This window comes from Flavobacterium sp. 21.1 (assembly GCF_057801535.1).
The window spans coordinates 387574-407805 of sequence record NZ_JBYNXA010000003.1 but is presented as its reverse complement, the minus strand read 5'-3'; the positions used below and the strand labels follow the sequence as shown (position 1 = coordinate 407805).

The window sequence follows — 20232 nt, the reverse complement described above, 5'->3', positions numbered from 1 at the left end:
AATTTAGTTACTGCAATAATTAAAATTTAGGCAAATCTAAAAATATATTTTGAATCAAAAAAATTTGTATTTTTGAAATCGTAAAAAAAATGTAATGACGTATTCTGAAGAAAATTACCTGAAAGCCATTTATCATCTTTCATTGTCCCAAAAACAAGGAGTGAGCACGAATTCTATTGCGGCGATGGTAGAAAGTAAAGCTTCATCGGTCACCGACATGATCAAGAAGCTGGCGGAGAAAGAATTGGTGATCTATCAGAAATACCAAGGCGTTTCATTAACGGAGCAAGGTTTGCTGGCGGCTAAAATGATTGTGCGCAAACACCGTTTGTGGGAAGTTTTTTTAGTGGAAAAATTGGATTTTTCCTGGGATGAGGTACATGACGTGGCAGAAGAACTGGAGCACATTAAATCGGAAAAACTGATCAACAAATTAGATGCTTTTTTAGGATTCCCTACGGAAGATCCGCATGGCGACCCGATTCCGGACCGAAACGGAAACATCAAAAAAGTGGAAAAACAGTTGTTGTCTGAGTTTGAAGTCGGTCAAACAGGCATTTGCGTTGGCGTAAAAGATTCGTCTTCCAGTTTTTTACAGTATTTGGACAAACAGCAGATTGCCCTCGGATCTAAAATAAAAATAATTGCAAAAGAAAGTTTCGATATGTCGCTGACCATTGAAGTGGAGAAGAAACACATCATTATTTCGAATAAAATTGCCAGCAATCTTTTTGCAAAAATCGTTTCATAAAGTAAGATGACAACAAAAACTAAATCATTAGAAGAAGTACACGAGTCGGTATCCATTGTTCACAATACCTCAATCTGGAAAAAAATAGTGGCTTTTTTCGGACCGGCTTACATGGTAAGTGTGGGATATATGGACCCTGGGAACTGGGCGACGGATATTGCCGGGGGAAGCCAGTTCGGTTATACTTTGATTTGGGTTTTACTGATGTCGAACATCATGGCCCTGCTTCTGCAAAGTCTTAGTGCGCGATTGGGAATCGTGCGTCAGCGTGACTTAGCGCAGGCTTCAAGGGATACCTATTCCCGTCCGGTGAATTTTGTTTTGTATTTTTTAGCTGAAATCGCCATCGCGGCTTGTGATTTGGCCGAGGTTTTAGGGATGGCCATCGGATTGCAGCTGCTTTTCGATATTCCATTGCTTTGGGGTGTGAGCATCACCATGTTGGATACATTCTTATTGCTGTTTCTTATGAATAAAGGAATTAAGAAAATGGAGGCGTTCATAATAGTGCTGGTTGCGATTATCGGACTTTCCTTCCTTGTGGAAATGTTTTTGGCCAAACCGGAAATTACCGAAATCGCAAAGGGGATAGTTCCATCGATTCCGAACAGCACCGCACTTTATATCGCTATCGGAATTATCGGGGCTACCGTGATGCCGCACAATCTCTATTTGCATTCGTCTTTGGTGCAGACCCGAAAATTCGACCGAAGCGCAAAAGGGATAAAACAGGCAATCCGTTATAATTTCTTCGATTCGTTAATTGCTTTAAACCTTGCGTTTTTGGTAAATTCTGCCATCTTAATTCTGGCAGCAGCCACCTTTTATAAAAGCGGAATGTTTGATGTGGCCGAAATTCAGGATGCCTACAAATTTTTGGAGCCGTTATTGGGAAGTCATTGGGCACCTACATTATTCGCAGTGGCCTTGATTGCCGCGGGACAGAGTTCAACAATTACAGGGACGCTTGCAGGACAGATTGTAATGGAAGGGTACCTGAATCTGAGAATTCAACCTTGGGTACGCCGAATTATTACACGTTTGATTGCTATCGTTCCGGCGTTTATTGCGATTGTCTATTTTGGGGAATCCGCAACGGGAAAATTACTAATTTTAAGTCAGGTAATTTTGAGTCTGCAATTGGGATTCGCGATTATTCCGCTGATCCATTTTGTTAGTGATGATAAAAAGATGCGTGGTTTCGCCATTGGGAAATACACCAAAATTGCTTCATGGTTAATTGCGCTTGTAATTGTATCCTTGAACGCCCGATTGGTGTTTGATGAGATCAAAGGCTGGATCGAAACATCCGAAAATCCGGTTTATGTTTGGGTTTTTGTGGTTCCGTTAGCGGTTGCTGCCGCACTGCTGTTAATTTATATCATTGTCAAACCTTTCCTTGAGAAGAGTATGGCGACACCAACGTTGGTACCTCACATAAAAGAAATTGTTGTGAAAGAAGCCGAAAAACCGATCGTTTATTCGAAAATCGCCATCGCTTTGGATTTCTCTAAAACCGATCAGAAAAGTATCGAAAGTGCTTTGCAGCTGGGTGGAAAAGAAGGACAATATACCATTATGCATGTGGTGGAATCGGTAGGAGCCATGGTGTATGGAGAAGAGATCGAGGATTTTGAAACTACGAGCGATTTAGGTTATCTGAAAAAATACAAAGCCGTTTTGGAGGAGAAAGGATATATGGTAAACATCCAATTGGATTTCGGAAGCCCTAAAACGAGTATCCCGAAAATGGTCAACGAAGGCGACTTTGATATCCTGATTCTTGGCGCGCACGGCCACAGCTGGTTCAAAGACCTGCTTTTCGGAACTACGGTGAATGCGGTGCGACATGCGATCAATATTCCTTTGCTGATCATCAAAAATTAAGAAGATGAAAAAAATAGTTTTGGCTGGTTTTGTATTGCTGCTGATGGGTTGCAAATCCGTTAAGGAAAACCCGAATGAAATCAATCAGAAACTGGATTCAAAGTCCGGTAAGGAAATTATTCTTGTTCAAGTCGAAAACGATTCACGCTGTCCCGAAAATGTCCAATGTGTCTGGGCCGGAGAAGTGACCGTTGAGGTCGCGGCTTATGACAATAAAAAACTGGTCGAACAAAAGAGATTTACTTTCAATAAAGAAAATATCGAGGAAATAAAAAAATGGTTTACCGAACATCTTCCGAAGGAAAACGAAACTTTAAAGAATGTCAGCGTAGCGCCTTATCCGAAAGATGGTGTAGTAATTCAACCCTCGGATTATAAACTTGTGCTCAAGTATTAACTACAACCGCAGCCATTGTCGCTGCCGCACTGCTTGTCTTTTTTCTTTTTGATGAAGAATTTTTTCCACAGAAAAGATATGGCGAATCCGAGCAGTAAGTAGACTATTATTTCCTGAAATGATATCATTTATTTGAGTATTTGATAAGCAATAAGGGAAACGGTATAAGCCAGTCCGCTCATGAAAACCAACTGTATTAATGGCCATTTCCAGGAATTGGTTTCTTTTTTCGTAATGGCAAGCGTAGAAACACACTGCATTGCAAAAGCATAGAACAGTACTAAGGAAACACCGGTTGCGAGATTGAATATTTTTTTACCGTTAACCGGATGTACTTCGGCGGCCAATCGGTTTTTAATGGTGGTTTCTTCTTGGGAATGACTTCCCACACTGTAAATCGTGGCCAGTGTGCCGACAAAAACTTCACGCGCTGCAAACGAACTGATTACCGCGATTCCGATTTTCCAGTCATAGCCCAACGGTTTAATAATAGGTTCGATGGATTTTCCAACGATGCCGATATAGGAATTCTCCAGTTTATAAGAAGCTACCAAATCGTCTTTATCTCCTTTGACAGTATTGTTTTCCAATTGGGTGGTAACGGTTTTTTCAGCATCCTTGAAGGTTTTTCCTGGGCCGTGTGACCCTAAAAACCATAAAATCACTGATAGTGCTAAAATAATTTTGCCGGCTCCAAAAACAAACGATTTTGTCTTTTCAATAATGTTGATTGCCACGTTTTTGAACAGCGGGATCTTATAGCTCGGCATTTCCACCACAAAGTAGGATTGCGATTTGATCTTTAGGATTTTGTTCAGAATACTGGCCGAAAATATCGCCATTCCGAATCCTAAAAGATATAATAACATTAAGGTCAATCCTTGCATATTAAAGATCCCGAACAAACGTCTCTCCGGAATAATCAATGAAATCAGGATGGCATATACCGGCAAACGTGCCGAACAGGTAGTGAAAGGCGTGACTAAAATGGTGATTAGTCGTTCTTTCCAGTTTTCAATGTTACGGGTGGCCATAATCGCCGGAATAGCACAGGCCGTACCCGAAATTAAGGGAACGACACTTTTTCCGCTCAAGCCAAATTTCCGCATGATCTTATCCATCAGAAAAACCACACGGCTCATGTATCCGCTTTCTTCCAGGACTGAAATGAACAGGAATAAAAAGGCAATCTGCGGAATGAATATTACTATACCGCCCAACCCCGGAATAATTCCTTCCGAAATCAAATCGGTTAAAACGCCGGCTGGCAAATGGGTTTTGGCATACGTACTTAAAGTCGCGAAAGTGCTGTCTATAAAATCCATCGGAATGCTGGACCAGTCAAAAATCGACTGGAATATAATCAGCATAATGGAAAAGAAGATCACATACCCGAAAACTTTATGGGTCAGAACCCGGTCTAATCGTTCTCTTATATCGGTGGCTTGTGATTTGTCTACTTTATATCCTGTTTTCAACGTATCGTTTATAAACTGATAACGTTTGATGGTTTCTTTTTGCTGAAGCCTTTTTAAATCCGCTTGCGATTTGGCAAACGAATTTGCTTCCAGGGTATTACGCTGTAAGTTGGCAAAATTCACATCCTGCGTGATGACCAGCCACAATTTGTATAATAACTGATTCGGAAACGCACGACGCAGATTGCCAAAATACTCCGGATCGATACTGGAGGCATTAAGACAAGGCTCTGTTGGAAGTTCGTGATAGTTGATGATTAGCTTTTTCAACTCATCGATTCCTGTTTTTTTACGGGAACTTACCAAAGCGATCTTCGTTTTCAGCTGTTCTTCTAAAAACGGAATATCAATCGATATGCCTTTCGGACCCATTCGATCCGCCATGTTGATTACTAAGATTGCCGGTATTTCAAGGTCCTTGATCTGAGTGAAAAGCAACAGGTTTCGCTTTAAGTTTTCCACTTCCGAAACCACTACGGCAACATCGGGGAAATTCGCGTCATTTTTATTCATCAGCAACTCGATTACCACGCTTTCGTCCATCGAACTTGCATTCAGACTGTACGTTCCGGGTAAATCAAGAATCGTTGCTTTGGTGTATTCGGATAGTTTTGCAACCCCTACTTTTTTATCAACGGTAATACCGGGATAGTTGCCCACCTGTTGGTTCAGTCCGGTCAATTCATTGAAAACAGAAGTTTTTCCAACATTCGGATTTCCTATCAGGGCTACTTTTATGGTATTGCGGTTCATAAACTAGGGCTGCGGTATGATTTCAATACTAATTTCTTTTGCCGTTTCCAATCGAATGGCAACGTGACTGTCGTTAACGGTAACATACAACGGATCGCCGAACGGAGCCACTTGTAAAAGCATAACTTCGTTTCCGGGCAGGCAACCCATTTCGATTAATTTTAACGGAATGGCATCGACGTTAAAATCCTCGATTACGGCTTTTTGCCCGCGTTGTAAATGTGCTAATGTGAGAGCCAAATTTTATTTAGATTGAATTTAGATTGCAAATCTAAGGATAATAATGGTTTAAAAGGTGACAAAAGTCAATTTTGCCAAATTTTAAGATATGTTTAGCTATTCTTCTTCCTGGCTAAGGAAATTGATATCGGCCAACAAACGCTGTACTTCTTCTTTTTTGGTGCCATCATAAAATCCGCGTACACGACGTTTGCTGTCTACCAGAACGAAATTTTCGGTGTGGACCATATCGTATAATTCTTCCGGTCTTCCGGTTTTTACGGCCAGATAGGATTTTCGGGCGATGTAGTAGATGTCTTTTTTGTTCCCGGTTACCAGATTCCACTTGCCGTCGATAACTCCTTTCAGTTCGGCATAGTTTTTCAGTACGGAAACACTATCGATATCAGGCGTAACCGAATGCGAAAGCAGCATTACCTTCGGATTGTTTTTAATCTGGTTCTGCAGCCAAACCATGTTGTTAGTCATCATCGGGCAGATGGTCTGACAAGAGGTGAAGAAAAAATCGGCTACATAGATTTTGCCTTCATAATCTTTCTGGGTAATGGTTTTTCCATTCTGATTGGTGAAAGCAAAATCGGCAATATGATGCTCATTTTTATTGGCAATATGTTGAATGGTGGAATCCACCAATTCCGGATTTACCATCGAAGGGGTATAGATCGGTAAGGTTTTCTTCGGTTTGAGGGCAGTGTAAAATAACCCTATGATAATAACCGATAAAATTCCGAGTATGACGAAAAAGGGAATGTATTTTTTAAAAAATGAGAGCATGCGTATTTTTTTTTGCAAATGTACAATTTGTCACAAAAAAACAGTCAAAACGTTTTATTACAATATGTTAAATATTGTCAGCGTATGTTATAATTTATAAATTTGGCTTTCGTTGTAACAAATCAGAAGGTTATGATACCTATTTGACTGTGAGTGATTTATAATTTGAATTTCAAAGGACTGAATTGCTTTTGTTACCAAGAACCAAAAACAAACTATAAGCTTATGAAGAAAAAGATGGTGGCAGCAGGTTCGCTTGCTGTTCTTTCGATGTTAAGTCTGGATGCTTTGGCCCAGAGTCCGAAACCTAAAAATCCGGGGATCAATCTGGATTTGATGGATAAAACCGTAAAACCGGGAGATGATTTCTTTCGTTATGTAAACGGAACGTGGTATGACAAAACGGAAATCCCGGCTGACAAGACCCGTTGGGGAAGTTTTGACGAATTGCGTCAGAATACCGATAATGATGCTTTGGCGATTCTGAAAGCGGCTGCGGCTAACAAAAACCTGGATCCGAAATCCGACCAGGCGAAAGCGGTGAACGTGTACAAAACGTATATGGATACCATCAGCAGAAATAAATTGGGGATTACACCATTGAAGCCCTATCTGGCTAAGATCAATGCCGTGAAAACCGTTGCTGATCTAAACAAGTTAATGATTGAGATGGAATCTCAGGGCGGTTTAGGTTTTTACGGAATCGGAATCAGTGCTGATGCTAAAAACAGTAACCGTAATGTAGTTTATCTTGGAACGGGAAGTTTAGGCTTACCGGACAGGGATTATTATGTTTCGGATGATAAAGATTCAAAAGAAAAACGTGAAAAATATATAGCTCACGTGGCAAGAATGCTTCAGTTTTTGGGTGTAAAACCGGCTGACGCAAAAATTCAGGCAGAAAAAGTATTAGCGCTTGAAACGGAAATGGCACGTCCTCGTTTAGACCGAGTTGAGCGTCGCGACCGAAGAAAAACCTACAACCCGATGACCGTAGCCGACCTTCAAAAATTGACGCCGTCAGTAAACTGGAACAACTATATGGTAGGTGTGGGTATCGGTAAAATCGATTCACTAATCGTTTCTCAGCCTAAATACATGACGGCTTTGGAAGGTATTTTCAAAGCGAACAAAGTTGAAGACTGGAAAGCTTACATGCGTTGGATGTTGATCAACAAATCTACGGGTGTACTGACAACCGATATCGAAACGGCAAACTGGGAGTTCTACAGCAAAACATTAACAGGAGCTTTAAAGCAACGTCCGCGTGAGGAAAGAGCATTACAGGTAGTTAACGGAACGGTAGGAGAGGCTTTGGGTAAATTATACGTAGAGCAAAAATTCCCTGCAGAAGCTAAAGCTAAAGCTAAAGCGATGATCGAAAATGTATTCCTTGCATTCGAAAACCGTATCAACAACCTGCCTTGGATGACCCCGGCTACACGTAAGGGAGCAATTGACAAGTTGCATAAAACAAGCATCAAAATCGGTTATCCTGACAAATGGAAAGACTATTCAGGATTGACAATCAAAGGAATTGAGCAAGGCGGAAGTTACTATGAGAACATGAAAAATGTTGCTAAATGGGGCTTTGCTGAAAATATCGCCGATCTGAAAAAACCGGTGGACAAAACCGAATGGGGAATGTCACCGCAAACGGTAAACGCATATTACAACCCATCGTATAATGAAATCGTTTTCCCTGCAGCTATCTTACAACCGCCATTCTACGATTACAAAGCGGATGATGCTGTAAACTATGGCGGAATCGGAGCGGTAATCGGTCACGAGATTTCTCACGGTTTTGACGATTCAGGTGCACGTTACAATGCAGACGGGAATCTTGTTAACTGGTGGACCGAAGACGATTTGAAACAATTCACGGGTCTTGGAGGTGCTCTAGCTGCTCAGTACAGTGCGTTAGAGCCACTACCGGGCACTTTCGTAGACGGTAAATTCACTTTAGGTGAAAATATTGGTGACTTAGGCGGAGTAAATGCAGCGTATGACGGTTTGCAAATCGCCTTAAAGAAAAACGGAAATCCGGGCTTGATCGACGGATATACTCCGGAACAGCGTTTCTACATTTCTTGGGCGACAATCTGGCGTTCTAAGATGAGAGACGAGGCAATCAAGAACCAAGTGAAAACAGATCCGCATACACCGGGGATGTTCCGCGCTTTCGTTCCGTTACAGAATGTGGATTCTTTCTATCAGGCATTTGATATCAAAGAAGGACAGAAATTATATGTAAAACCGGAGAACCGAGTGAAGATCTGGTAATCTGATGTAATACTAAAAAATCCCGAGTATGAGCTCGGGATTTTTTTTTGGAATTACTTCAGTAAATATTCTTCCATAAAACGTATCACTGCGAGACGCTGATAATCGATATTTGCTTTTTTCTTAAAACCATGTCCTTCATCTTTCGCTTCTAAGTACCAAACCGTGTTTCCCTGTTTTTTCAGTTTGTCACGCATTTGCGTTGCTTCGGTAACCGGTACGCGGGGATCGTTCGTTCCCTGAATGATAAACATAGGTTTTTTGATTTTGTCGGTATTATTCAACGGCGAAATTTTATCCAGGAAGGCGTACATCTTTTCATCTCTTTCATCTCCGTATTCCACCCTGCGCAAATCGCGACGGTATTCTTCGGTGTTTTTTAAGAAGGTGTTGAAATTGGAAATCCCTACGATGTCCACCGAACAACGGATCTTATCGGCATAATGAAAAGCAGTGGCCAAAGTCATGTATCCGCCATAGCTTCCGCCCATAATCATGATTCGGTCCTTATCCAGTTCCGGCTGCTGGGCAATCCAGTCTAAAAGTGCACCGATATCTTTTACCGAATTTTCTCGTGAAAAACCATTATCCGAAGCGATGTATGTTTTCCCAAAACCGGAGGAACCACGAACATTGGGACTTATTACAGCCACTCCCATTTCATTTGTAAAATAGTTGTTGGCCCCTAAAAAAGCAGCTTTGGATTGTCCTTCCGGACCTCCGTGAATGTTAATCAACACAGGTCTTTTTCCAGTGAATTTTGGCGAAGCAGGATAATAGAAACCTGAAATTTTCAGATTGTCAAAACTTTTCCATTCGATGAATTTCGGTGAGGACATGTCTTCTTTCTGCATTTCTCCCAATTCGCTTTCTGTCCAGCGTTCAATTTTCCCTGTTTTTATTGCAAGTTTATAAATGTCGGATGAAGAATCCGCGGTAGATTGCGTGAAGAACAAATTTTGTCCGTCTTTCGAGAAGGCTAATCCACCCATTAAACCTACGGGAATGTTTTTTACTTCTTTATAAGTTTTTGCTATCGGATTCATAAGATACAATTTGCTTACACCTCCTTCATTGGTGGAGAAAGCCAACTGTGTTTTGTCTTCCGAAAGGAAATAACCGTCAACATCCCACGGAATGTTGGAAGTATGATACGTTGTTTTTTTAGTATTCAGATTGAAGGTCGCCAAACGCTGAAATTCATTGTCCCTATCTGTGATATAGAATATTTCGTCATTGTTTTTTGAAAAACGGGCACTGCTTTGTACGATGCGTTTATCAGCTCGGTTTGTCACTTCAGATAGTTTACCGGTTCTTGCATCCAACATCCAGATGTGCGATTCGTTTGCCGAAATGTATTCACCGATCAGCAATTTTTTACCGTCAGGGGAAATGTCCTGAATGCCCCAACCGCCGCCTTTTACTTCCAAGATCAATTTCACGGATTTCGGATCGTTGGGATTCATATAGTAAATGTCCCTGTCACCACCGTTTCTTTTGGTCGATGCAAAGTAAAATCCGGAGCCGTCTTTTTTCCAGGTGATATTACCGTTTTGCGAACGGCCGCCATCGGTGAGTAAGGTAGATTTTAAAGTTTTTAAATCTAATTTGTATAGCTGTCCGAATTCATTCCCGCCGGTATCTTTGGAATAGATAATGAAGTCGCCTTTCACAGGTTCATAACTGGCGTCGCTTACCGGTTCATCAAAAAAAGTGATTTGTTTTCGTGCCCCCATGGGCTGACTCACTTTATGCAATTGTGAAGTCGAACCGAAACGGGTTGCGATCATGATTTCATTTCTAACGGGATTGACGGCGGCTAAAGAAGCCGCTCTGGCTTCCGAGTATTTTTTCACCTGAACCGCTAATTCTTTCGGGATATCAGCGATGTTTTCGGTGATTAAATTTTCATTGGGTGAAATTTGATTCTTTTTTTCCTGAGCCTGTGCGCTAAGTACGACAAGCAAGGCAAACAAACTGATTCTTGTTTTTTTCATGATTCAGAATTGATTTTATTTTAGCTCTACAATTTAGGGAATAAATTCGCTATAAAAACTAAAAATCGTCAACATGAAAAAGCCGATGAATTCTGTTTTTTTACCCGTTAAATAGTTTGTTTTTTTTAAATGGTATATTCTTCCTGATAAGATAGGCGTGGTAGGCACTAGGAATATCGTGTGTCCATTTGGGAAGGATGAGAATGATCAGAATGACATCCAATTGAGAGATTATGCCCAGAAAAACGGTAATCTGAAACGGAAGACCGGCATGATTGAATCCGATAAGGGAAGTAAAAGCTACAATTAAGGTTATCCCCCACATTTTTGACAGAAAAGCATGGGTGCAGGTTTCTTTTCCGAATTTTATCAAACTGACAGCATAACAGGCCGCTTCCATTGCGATAATGGCAAGTAATCCGAAACGGTTTTCATGGATCAGTTGTGGAAATATTATCCAGGTGGCAAGACCGATGGCAATCCAAAAAATCACATCCACTTGACTGTCGAGCCGTCTTAATTTTTCGGTGGAAATGTTTTGTTTTCGGGCAATAATCCCATCGAAGATATCGGATATAAGTCCGAGATACATCAACACAACTATGGGAATCCGACTGTCCTGCTTAAGGTAACAGGCCAACAAAACAATCATCGGGGCAGCCACAAGGCGGAATAATATCAGATAATGCGGAACTTTTAGATTTTTCATTTGTGGTTGCTACCGTTTTTTGATCGATCGGTTTACCAAATATAATCCAAAAATCGTTACGCTGCCTCCCACCATGATCATTGCTGTCAGTGGTTCGTCGAAAATTATTGAGCCTAAGACCAAGGCGACAATTGGGTTTATGTAAGCATAAATACTGCTTACTTCAGCCGGAAGATGTTGCAAGGCGTAAATAAAAGCGATAAAAGTGAATACCGATCCGAAAACAACCAGATAAGCGATCGACCACCAGGATTCAGACGGAATCAACATAATATTTATTGCAGTTCCCGTGGCACCGGTATAGGCGAAAAGTAAAATACTGGAGATAAGCATTTGCAGCCCCAAACTGAAATACGGATTAAAACTCGCAGCTTTTTTCTTGGTATATACGCTTCCGAAGGCCCAGGTAAAAGTCGCGATGACGGAGAGGATTATTCCGAAGCGGAAATCAGGATTAAGAAAATCAGCCAGATAATCATAGAAAATCAGGCAGACGCCCGCGAAGGAAATCAATAATCCCATGATCGACCACTTTGACGGTCTGTCGCCTTTAAACCAACTGATGACCACAATCCATAAAGGGAAAATGGTGCCGATGATCGCTCCCAGTCCGCTGGAAATGTATTTCACACCCCAGGTACTCAGTCCGTTGCTCAAAGCAAAATTAAGGATACTCAGAATAACAATCGTATTCCATTGTTTGCCTTTGGGCCAGGGTGTTCTTTTGAAAAGAAAATACGTAATGTAAACTAATGCACCGAGAAACTGTCGGATTCCCGCCAGTTGCAAAGCAGGCATGTGCTTAACGCCTTCCTTAGAAGCCAGCCAAGTGGTTCCCCAAAAGAAGCTCACCCAGATTAAAGCCAGCATCGGCATTCCTATGGATTGTAATTTGTTTTTCGCCGTTATATGTAGGTTAGAGATTCTGGGCACGTTAGAGGTTCTTTTTTGCGAATGAATAATTCAGGGTGTTCTCAATTTTGGCACTGGAAATGTATTTTCCTACGGAAGGTTTCCCGGTTGTAAATTTAGGGATTGCCAGATTCATTTCCGAAGCTTTTCCGGTATAGTACTCTTTTCGCGTCGGATGGTAGGGCGTTACCGCGTTGAAGACGGTATTCCAAGCTTCTTTTTCAATTATTTTCAAAATGATACCGATGCAGTCCTCCTGATGGATCATATTGATAACCGCATCGGGGTTGTCAAGGTTTTCTCTTCCTGCCAGTATTTTTATGGGATGTCGGTCACCTCCGATCAGTCCGCCAAAACGGAGAACTGTAGTTTTGAAATTTGGGTTTTGTTGCAGTAGTTTTTCGACTTCGGCCAATTGCCTGCCGCTTTCGGTATCGGAATCCGGAAGCGTTTCTTCGGTTATGGTTTCTTCGGAATCCGAATAGACCGATGTCGAACTGACAAACACTACTTTATTTACCGATGACTGTTCTATATAAGGCAATAACTTTTCGATTTTGGCAACAAACGCTTTTGTAGAATCGTTTGGGATAACGTTCCGCAGGCTTGGCGGTATATCGATAATCAGGATTTCGGTATTTTCCAAAAAAGAGGTCACAGCTCCTTGGACTTCTTTTTCGGTTAATATTAGCTGAAAGGGATGGATTCCGATATCTCGTAGTTGATTTATTTTATTTTCGGAAGTTGTTGATCCTTTTACAGGGAATCCTTCCGAAATCATCCTCTCAGCTAAAGGAAGGCCTAACCATCCACAGCCCAGAACGGCTATCTGCGGTTTATTTGTCTTCATTTGTAGGCTTGATCTTAACCTTTATATGTCCCCAATTTTCCCCGGATTTGATTCGGTACAACTGCATTTCACTTACCCCGAACTGCTTGGCAAGAATCTTTATGCGGGTTTTTCGGTTGGGATCCAACAGGATTTTTTTAAGGCGTATGACAGTTGTTTCAGTCAGTTTCGATCCGTTGGCTTTGATGTTGTGCTCGATCAGTTTCTTTTTAGCGGCGATAACTTTGGGACTGCTTCTGTAGTGTTGCATTTTTCCTTCGTAGTTGACCCACTTCAGGTTTTTAACATGATCGTGGTCTTTTTTACGATCGATGTGAATCACATACTGTTGGTCTTCTGAAGTTTTCGGAATAAAAAGTTCGGCAACCAGTTTATAAAGCAGGATGGCTTTTTGTTTTCGTTTACCCTCGACGGCAGGATAGTACAGCCGAAGCGTGCGATAACCATCAGTTAAAGTGCCTTTTAGTAATTTTCCGTGCTTTATATTGTCGGTAAAACTCATTAAACGCCCATAGTTGGAAAGCGCGTAGCGAAACTCGAATTTTTTTTCCGTAACCGGATCTTTGAAGATTTCTTCAGGAATTTCTTTGAAAACTTCATCGGGGTAAAATCGTATCATAGTCAAACAGGTTATCGTCTTTTTTCACCAAAATAAACCCGTCATTTTCTATTGCCCTGTAACCTTGGTCATATATAAAATGATAAGTGTTACCGTTTTTTGCTTGGTACACAGACGTGAAAAAAGTGAAATCGAAATTTTTGGCGATTAACTTCGATCTTGTTGTTTTTGATTTTTCACTTGGGTTTAGTTCAGACAAAATTCGGTAATTTTTCCGTAACTTGTTGTTAATGTTGCGCATCAAATTCGTATTATCCTTGTTTATCTTGTTGTTGTAAGAATTCCTGCATCCGTCTTCACAAAATTTTTTGTCCTCCCTGCCCGTAAAGGAGTCGCCACATTCTAAGCATTTCTTCATTTTCTAAAAATTAAATTCTCCTTTATACGATAAGGCTTGTTCGATATGTGCGAAATGATGCCTACAATGCCAATCGTAAATGCCTAGGCCTTCTTCAACCGTAAACAAACGCTGATGCTGCGGATGATAGTACATGCGGTGCCAATCGTTCGCCGTTAGGTTTTCTAACAGTTCTGACCAACGTTGGTGAACGCCCTCAATGATTTTTAGAGACGCAGTAATATCGTCCTGCAGGCCATCTGCCAGTTCGGCCCAAAGCGCTTCCTCATAGGGGCGGATTACGGGAGTATCTTCTGTTAGCGTAAGTTTCAGGCGGAAGATCGCATTCATATGACTATCGGCCAAGTGGTGAACCACTTGTTTAATGGTCCAGCCTTTGGGACGATATCTCCAATTTTTTTCAGCTGCTGTAAGGGGTTCAGTATTTTTCTTCAGCTGTTGGGGAAATTCCCGTATTGTTTTTTTCCAGGTTTCAATACGCTCCTGTGTAATTTCTTCTGGGCAAATGAAGCGCCCAATTGGAAATTTTAAGCTCTCGATGTCGGTATAGTTGTTCATTGGGAATATAATTAAGTTGTTATGTAAGATTCTGAACCTGAAATGTTTTATTGCTTTTTTGTAATGGCTTACTGTTTTTTTAAATTTTAACTACTTGATATGTAGTATTTTAAAATTTTAAAACTTATTCAAATATAGGAAAATTCTTGGAAACAAACGACAACAAATGACTACAAACGAAAGTAAACGACTTGTTACCGACTATTTTTTGCCCAACGAAACAATTTTGTCCTGTCAAATCGTCAATCATAATTCGGACAAGATTTTCAACAGAAACATTTAAATTTTATACGCCATGAAAAACAGAGTACAATTAATCGGAAATGTGGGACAGGATCCCGAAGTAAAAACCATCAACGGAGATCGTAAGGTAGCCAATGTCACTATTGCTACTAATGATTATTACTACAACGAAAAAGGGGACAAGATTGAACAAACCGAATGGCATCGGATCACCGCCTGGGGCAAGACTGCGGAGATTATCGAAAAGTTCGTTGTCAAAGGAAAAGAGATCGGTATCGAAGGCAAACTGACGCATCGTAGTTATGACGATAAGGAGGGCAATAAAAAGTACATCACCGAGATTGTCGCCACTGAAGTTTTGCTTTTGGGAACTAAATAAACCATGTTAGTTCGTTTATTTACCATTAGGGTAGCTCAAGCTCATTTTTTAGAGGATCAGCAAACGCTAAATGATTTTCTGCAAAATGTGAAATTTGTAAAATCCGCGACACATTTTTTGGAATCCACGGAAGAACCGCATTGGTCCGTTTTACTTCATTATGAAGATAAAAATACAATTAAAGCAAAAGAAAACATGCTAGCTGTAGCAGAAGCGGACCTGACGCCCGGAAGTCTTTACGTACTGGAATGCTTAAAACAATGGAGAACCGAAAAAGCGGAAGAATTAAACATACCGAAATTCATGATCTGTCATAATTCGGAGCTGGTAAACATTGCTTTCCATCATCCTAAAGACAAAGGAGCGCTTAAGAATATCAAAGGTTTTGGTGCCAAGAAAATTGAAAAATACGGGGATGATATTATTGGGGTTTTAACTGTAGTTTAAACCGAACGGGCCATCAGCAATGCTGGTGGTTTGTTTTTTTAATAGATGGAAGCAGCGACGCGATAGGTGTTGGCATGGGCTTCGATAATGGTTTTGATGTCCGGAGAATACCCGCCGCCCATACTGACTTGCACCGGAATTTCATAGTGACTGCAAAGCGAAAAAACGATTTCGTCTCTTTGTTTGCATCCGTTTAATGTGCAACTGAGTTTCCCCAATTTATCGGAAGCCAGAATGTCCACCCCACTAAGATAAAAGATGAAATCGGGTTTTTGGGTTTCGATTAAATAAGGTAATGTATTTTGCAGAATTTCCAAAAACTTGGCATCTTCGGTACGGTCGTTAAGGGCAATGTCCAAATCGGAGGTTTCCTTCCTGAACGGGTAATTTGATTTTCCGTGCATGGAAAAGGTAAAAACCTTGTCGTTGTTTTGGAAGATTTCGGCAGTTCCGTTGCCTTGGTGTACATCTAAATCGACAATCAGGATCTTTTTCGCCAGTTTGTTATCCAAAAGATACTGCGCGCCAATGGCTTGGTCGTTTAGTAGGCAAAAAGCCTCTCCACGATTGGAGTAGGCATGGTGAGTTCCTCCGGCGATATTGAAAGCGATTCCGGTTTGCAACGCTTTCCCCGCTCCCAGTATGGTCCCTTGGGATAAACGTAATTCCCGTTCCACCAATTCGGCTGAAAGAGGAAAGCCAATTTTTCGGACCGCACGCGGATCTAAACTCAGATTGACCAGATTATTGACATATTCTTTTTGATGGACCGCTAATACGTGTTGCATTTCCGGTAAGCCAGGTTCAAAGAAGGCTGCAGGCGAAACAATTCCCTCATGTAAAAGTTGTTGTGGCAACAGCTCATATTTCATCATCGGAAAGCGGTGCCCTTCCGGTAACGGGTGTTTGTAAATGGGATGAAAAGCGATCGGGAACATTATGAGTCCATTTGCTTCTGGAATTCATCAATGAAAAGACTCACATGATAGCCATCCATCAGACCATGATGTACGTGAATTGACATCGACATCGTTTTATTACCATTCACTTCGGTCATTTTTCCAAAAGAAATTTTCGGACAGCTGTCGGGAAAGGTAAAACTCCTGGAATGCGAAATAGAAGTGAAGTTAATCCATGGCAGGGATGAAAAATGGATGAGATTGAATTCTCCGTCGAAATTTCGGGTTATAAGTCCGCTGGTATTGCGTACGCGTTCGATTTCAGCTGAAGCGTTTTCATTAAAATCGCTCAAATCAGGAAAGTACTCTACCAAGGAAAATCCAAAAGTCGTATCGTCACGCATTATGGTCGGCGATGCATTGATTTTGTCGTACACAAAAACCTCTCCGTCAACTATTCGATATCTGAAATTCTCAATTGTATTTAAGGCTGCGAGGGTTTTATGCAGATAATACACGAAAAAGGAAATACCCAACGCTTTTGAAGTTTCGTAGGCTTTGGTGCAATCTATATTAATTGTTACGCCAAAGAAAGGTTCTTCAAATTGGCTGAAAAATTCGAAGTGGGTTTTTCGGTTCCAGGAGGAAAGGTCTAATTTCTTTTTCATTACAACATCGGTAAAATATCCGTAATTTTTGAAACGGCTTTAAAGTTGGGGTGTACGATTTCGTGATCGATTTTCTCATGAGCCCATGTTGTGTGAAAAGGAACATGAATAGCATAACCGCCAATGTTCAAAACCGGTAGCACATCGGATTTCAGTGAATTTCCGATCATTAGTAAGTCGGCTGCCTCGATTTCCAGACGCTGCAGTAGTTTTTCATAATTTAATTCCTGCTTGTCAGCCATCACTTCAATATGGTGAAAATAATGTCCTAAACCCGAGTCGTGCAATTTGCGCTGCTGATCTTTCAGATCACCTTTGGTTGCCACCACCAATTTGTATTTTCCGTGAAGCGACTCTAGTGTTTCTTCTACACCGTCCAGTAATTCAATGGGTTTTTGGATAAGTTCTTTTCCTAATTCGGTGATTTTCTGAATTCCCTTTGATCCAATTGTCCCGTCAGAAACCTTAATGGCGGTTTCGATCATGGAAAGAATATAGCCCTTAATTCCATAACCGTATAACGGCAGATTGTCGACCTGTGTCCGTAGTAATTCCTGTGAAAGTGTCTGATAGGAATGATAATCACTCATCATGCCGCAAAATTTCCTTTCGGTTTCCTCGAAATACGGTTCGTTGATGAACAGGGTGTCGTCGGCGTCGAAGGCAATTACTTTTGGATTCATGGGATTGTATATTAAAAAACCCTTTCAAGATTTTATTCCGAAAGGGTTATGTGTTTCACTTTAGCTTATCATCGCTCCGTTGATCACGCCTTCAGTATCCGGATTCACGAAAACCAGTTTGCCTTCCGCCGTGTTGCTTAATAATAGCATTCCTTCGCTTTCCACGCCGCGTAAGGCTCTTGGCGCTAAATTAACCAATACCGTAACGCGTTTTCCGATCACTTCTTCCGGAGAGAAATGCTCTGCAATTCCGGAAACAATCGTACGTACATCAATTCCGGTATCCACTTTCAAAACCAATAACTTATTGGCTTTCGGCATTTTTTCTGCTTCGATGATGGTTCCGATACGAAGATCCACTTTTGCAAAATCTTCAAAGGCAATGATGTCTTTTTGGGGCTCCGCTTTAGCGTTTTCTGCTTTGTTGGCTACTTTAGTTGCTTCCAATCTGTCAATTTGTTTTTGAATTTCTTCGTCTTCTATTTTTGCAAATAATAATTCCGCCTCCCCAATTTGGTGGCCTGCCGGAAGTAAATCAGAGGTTGAGCTAATGGTGTTCCAGTCGAAATTATTGTTTACTTTTAAAATGTTTTTCAGTTTGTCGGCCGTGAACGGTAAAAAAGGTTCGGCTAAAACGCTCAATGCAGCAGCAATTTGTAAGGCCACATACATTTGCGTCTGAACACGGGCCGGATTCTCTTTTACGATTTTCCACGGCTCTTCATCGGCCAAATATTTATTACCTAAACGCGCTACGTTCATCAGTTCACCCAGAGCTTCTCTGAAACGGTATCGTTCCACAGAACTTGCAATTACTGCAGGATAAGCTTTAAGTTCGGTTAACGTAGCTTCATCCACGTCTGTTAATTCATTCGGTTGCGGGATAACACCGTCATAATATTTGTTGGTAAGCACCACCACGCGGTTGATGAAGTTTCCGAAGATCGCCACCAATTCGTTGTTGTTTCTTGCCTGGAAATCTTTCCATGTAAAGTCGTTGTCTTTGGTTTCCGGTGCATTGGCAGTCAAAGCGTAACGCAAAACGTCCTGCTTTTCAGGGAAATCCAATAGGTATTCGTGTAACCAAACTGCCCAGTTTTTAGAAGTCGACAGTTTGTTCCCTTCTAAATTCAGGAATTCGTTGGCCGGTACGTTATCCGGTAAAATATAACTTCCTTCCGCTTTCAACATTGCAGGGAAAATCACGCAATGGAAAACGATATTGTCTTTTCCGATGAAATGCACCAATTTAGTATCGACCGATTTCCAATAAGGTTCCCAGTCTTTTCCTTCTTTGGCAGCCCATTCTTTAGTGGAAGAAATGTATCCGATAGGCGCGTCAAACCAAACATACAGTTTTTTTCCTTCGGCACCTTCGACGGGAACGTCGATTCCCCAATCCAGATCACGGGTTACCGCACGCGGACGCAAACCGTCTTCCAGCCAGGATTTTACCTGTCCGTACACGTTAGGTTTCCAATCATTTTTATGGCCTTCCAGAATCCATTCTCTTAGGAATGCATCATATTGGTCTAAAGGTAAAAACCAGTGTTTTGTTGATTTTAAAACCGGTTTTGTGCCGGTGATGGTTGATTTCGGATTGATTAAATCAGTAGCATTTAAAGACGATCCGCATTTCTCGCATTGGTCACCATACGCTTCTTCATTACCACATTTCGGACAGGTTCCCATTACGAAACGATCCGCTAAAAACTGATCCGCTTTTTCATCATACAATTGCTCGGTTACTTCCTCGATGAATTTCCCTTCGTCGTACAGTTTTCTGAAAAATTCGGAAGCCGTGTCGTGATGGATTTTCGCTGAAGTACGCGAATAATTGTCAAAAGATATTCCGAAATCGGCAAACGATTTACGAATGATTCCGTCGTATTTATCGATTACCTGTTGCGGGGTGATCCCTTCTTTTTTGGCTTTCATGGAGATGGCTACCCCGTGTTCGTCGCTTCCGCAGATGAAGGCCACATCTTTTCCCTGCAATCGAAGGAAACGGGCATAAATATCGGAAGGCACATAAACGCCGGCCAGGTGACCAATGTGAATAGGGCCGTTAGTATAAGGTAAAGCGGCAGTTATCGTATATCGTTTTGGATCTTGTATCATAAAATTGCGTCAATTTGACTGCAAAAATAATCTATTGTGTACGAATTCACGAATTTCCGTGAAATTTTCTGTCTGATTTTCATGCGGAAAATGATTTTTTATAGCTTTTTATTGAGATTATTCTTTAAATTTGTTAATGTTGATTTCAAAATTCGGTTATGAAAACAATGAAACTATTTTTCGAATCCTTATTTTTGAAATCAATTTTAATTCTGTCTGCATTATT

Annotated in this window: 20 protein-coding genes; 6 read left to right on the top strand and 14 right to left on the bottom strand. The window is 41.1% G+C overall.

Annotated features, from left to right (window positions below; genetic code table 11):
• Window positions 1–94: 94 nt before the first annotated feature.
• The 3 genes from AC3E9U_RS08575 to AC3E9U_RS08565 are packed head-to-tail and all read left to right on the top strand — an operon-like array spanning window position 95 to window position 3035.
• Window positions 95–751 carry a metal-dependent transcriptional regulator gene (locus tag AC3E9U_RS08575; RefSeq protein ID WP_488746487.1) on the top strand — a complete coding sequence of 219 codons (657 nt, stop codon included), beginning with the start codon at window positions 95–97 and terminating at the stop codon, window positions 749–751.
• A 6-nt stretch (window positions 752–757) separates the two neighbouring features.
• Window positions 758–2638 carry an Nramp family divalent metal transporter gene (locus AC3E9U_RS08570; RefSeq protein ID WP_488746486.1) on the top strand — a complete coding sequence of 627 codons (1881 nt, stop codon included), beginning with the start codon at window positions 758–760 and terminating at the stop codon, window positions 2636–2638.
• Window positions 2639–2642: 4 nt separating this feature from the next.
• Window positions 2643–3035, top strand: coding sequence for a hypothetical protein (locus AC3E9U_RS08565; RefSeq protein ID WP_488746485.1), 393 nt, complete (start codon window positions 2643–2645; stop codon window positions 3033–3035).
• A gap of 128 nt (window positions 3036–3163) precedes the next feature.
• Here the strand turns inward: AC3E9U_RS08565 and feoB are convergent, their stop codons facing one another.
• From feoB to AC3E9U_RS08550, 3 genes are all read right to left on the bottom strand, one after another.
• Window positions 3164–5266: a ferrous iron transport protein B gene (gene feoB / locus AC3E9U_RS08560; RefSeq protein ID WP_488746484.1), complete on the bottom strand. Its 2103-nt coding sequence runs from the start codon at window positions 5264–5266 to the stop codon at window positions 3164–3166.
• Between the two features lie 3 nt (window positions 5267–5269).
• Window positions 5270–5506, bottom strand: coding sequence for a FeoA family protein (locus tag AC3E9U_RS08555; protein WP_488746483.1), 237 nt, complete (start codon window positions 5504–5506; stop codon window positions 5270–5272).
• Window positions 5507–5602: 96 nt separating this feature from the next.
• Entirely contained in the window at window positions 5603–6280 is a 678-nt protein-coding gene (locus AC3E9U_RS08550) for an SCO family protein (protein ID WP_488746482.1), read from the bottom strand.
• Between the two features lie 225 nt (window positions 6281–6505).
• Here AC3E9U_RS08550 and AC3E9U_RS08545 point away from each other — a divergent pair, with 225 nt between their 5' ends.
• On the top strand, window positions 6506–8563 hold the full coding sequence (locus tag AC3E9U_RS08545) for a M13 family metallopeptidase (RefSeq protein WP_488746481.1): 2058 nt from the start codon (window positions 6506–6508) through the stop codon (window positions 8561–8563).
• A gap of 53 nt (window positions 8564–8616) precedes the next feature.
• On the opposite strand, the gene AC3E9U_RS08540 is transcribed toward AC3E9U_RS08545, so the two are convergent.
• The 7 genes from AC3E9U_RS08540 to AC3E9U_RS08510 form a co-directional block, all read right to left on the bottom strand.
• Window positions 8617–10560 carry a S9 family peptidase gene (locus tag AC3E9U_RS08540; protein ID WP_488746480.1) on the bottom strand — a complete coding sequence of 648 codons (1944 nt, stop codon included), beginning with the start codon at window positions 10558–10560 and terminating at the stop codon, window positions 8617–8619.
• A 100-nt stretch (window positions 10561–10660) separates the two neighbouring features.
• Complete coding sequence (locus AC3E9U_RS08535) at window positions 10661–11269, bottom strand: CDP-alcohol phosphatidyltransferase family protein (RefSeq protein ID WP_488746479.1); 609 nt, start codon at window positions 11267–11269, stop codon at window positions 10661–10663.
• A 9-nt stretch (window positions 11270–11278) separates the two neighbouring features.
• The gene (locus AC3E9U_RS08530) at window positions 11279–12145 is read right to left on the bottom strand and encodes a DMT family transporter (RefSeq protein WP_488746680.1); all 867 of its coding nucleotides are present in this window, start codon (window positions 12143–12145) and stop codon (window positions 11279–11281) included.
• A 58-nt stretch (window positions 12146–12203) separates the two neighbouring features.
• The gene (locus tag AC3E9U_RS08525) at window positions 12204–13031 is read right to left on the bottom strand and encodes an SDR family oxidoreductase (RefSeq protein WP_488746478.1); all 828 of its coding nucleotides are present in this window, start codon (window positions 13029–13031) and stop codon (window positions 12204–12206) included.
• The gene (locus AC3E9U_RS08520) at window positions 13018–13650 is read right to left on the bottom strand and encodes an NUMOD4 domain-containing protein (protein WP_488746477.1); all 633 of its coding nucleotides are present in this window, start codon (window positions 13648–13650) and stop codon (window positions 13018–13020) included. Before AC3E9U_RS08520 ends, AC3E9U_RS08525 begins: the two co-directional genes overlap by 14 nt.
• On the bottom strand, window positions 13628–14008 hold the full coding sequence (locus tag AC3E9U_RS08515) for a hypothetical protein (protein WP_488746476.1): 381 nt from the start codon (window positions 14006–14008) through the stop codon (window positions 13628–13630). The genes AC3E9U_RS08520 and AC3E9U_RS08515 overlap by 23 nt, the downstream gene beginning before the upstream one ends.
• Before the next feature lie 3 nt (window positions 14009–14011).
• Window positions 14012–14566, bottom strand: a complete 555-nt coding sequence (locus AC3E9U_RS08510; protein ID WP_488746475.1) for a YfiT family bacillithiol transferase — start codon at window positions 14564–14566, stop codon at window positions 14012–14014.
• Window positions 14567–14861: 295 nt separating this feature from the next.
• Between AC3E9U_RS08510 and AC3E9U_RS08505 the strand changes: the two genes are divergently transcribed.
• On the top strand, window positions 14862–15188 hold the full coding sequence (locus tag AC3E9U_RS08505) for a single-stranded DNA-binding protein (protein WP_488746474.1): 327 nt from the start codon (window positions 14862–14864) through the stop codon (window positions 15186–15188).
• A 3-nt stretch (window positions 15189–15191) separates the two neighbouring features.
• Entirely contained in the window at window positions 15192–15635 is a 444-nt protein-coding gene (locus AC3E9U_RS08500) for an HRDC domain-containing protein (protein WP_488746473.1), read from the top strand.
• 38 nt (window positions 15636–15673) lie between these two features.
• Here the strand turns inward: AC3E9U_RS08500 and AC3E9U_RS08495 are convergent, their stop codons facing one another.
• From AC3E9U_RS08495 to metG, 4 genes are read right to left on the bottom strand one after another with little or no spacing between them, the layout of a single operon-like run.
• Complete coding sequence (locus AC3E9U_RS08495; RefSeq protein WP_488746472.1) at window positions 15674–16573, bottom strand: histone deacetylase family protein; 900 nt, start codon at window positions 16571–16573, stop codon at window positions 15674–15676.
• Window positions 16573–17202 (bottom strand): CatA-like O-acetyltransferase, encoded by a 630-nt coding sequence (locus tag AC3E9U_RS08490; RefSeq protein WP_488746471.1) that lies wholly within the window; start codon window positions 17200–17202, stop codon window positions 16573–16575. The genes AC3E9U_RS08495 and AC3E9U_RS08490 overlap by 1 nt, the downstream gene beginning before the upstream one ends.
• Window positions 17202–17885 carry an HAD family hydrolase gene (locus AC3E9U_RS08485; RefSeq protein ID WP_488746470.1) on the bottom strand — a complete coding sequence of 228 codons (684 nt, stop codon included), beginning with the start codon at window positions 17883–17885 and terminating at the stop codon, window positions 17202–17204. Before AC3E9U_RS08485 ends, AC3E9U_RS08490 begins: the two co-directional genes overlap by 1 nt.
• A gap of 60 nt (window positions 17886–17945) precedes the next feature.
• Window positions 17946–20006: a methionine--tRNA ligase gene (gene metG, locus AC3E9U_RS08480; RefSeq protein WP_488746469.1), complete on the bottom strand. Its 2061-nt coding sequence runs from the start codon at window positions 20004–20006 to the stop codon at window positions 17946–17948.
• Window positions 20007–20232 lie beyond the last annotated feature (226 nt).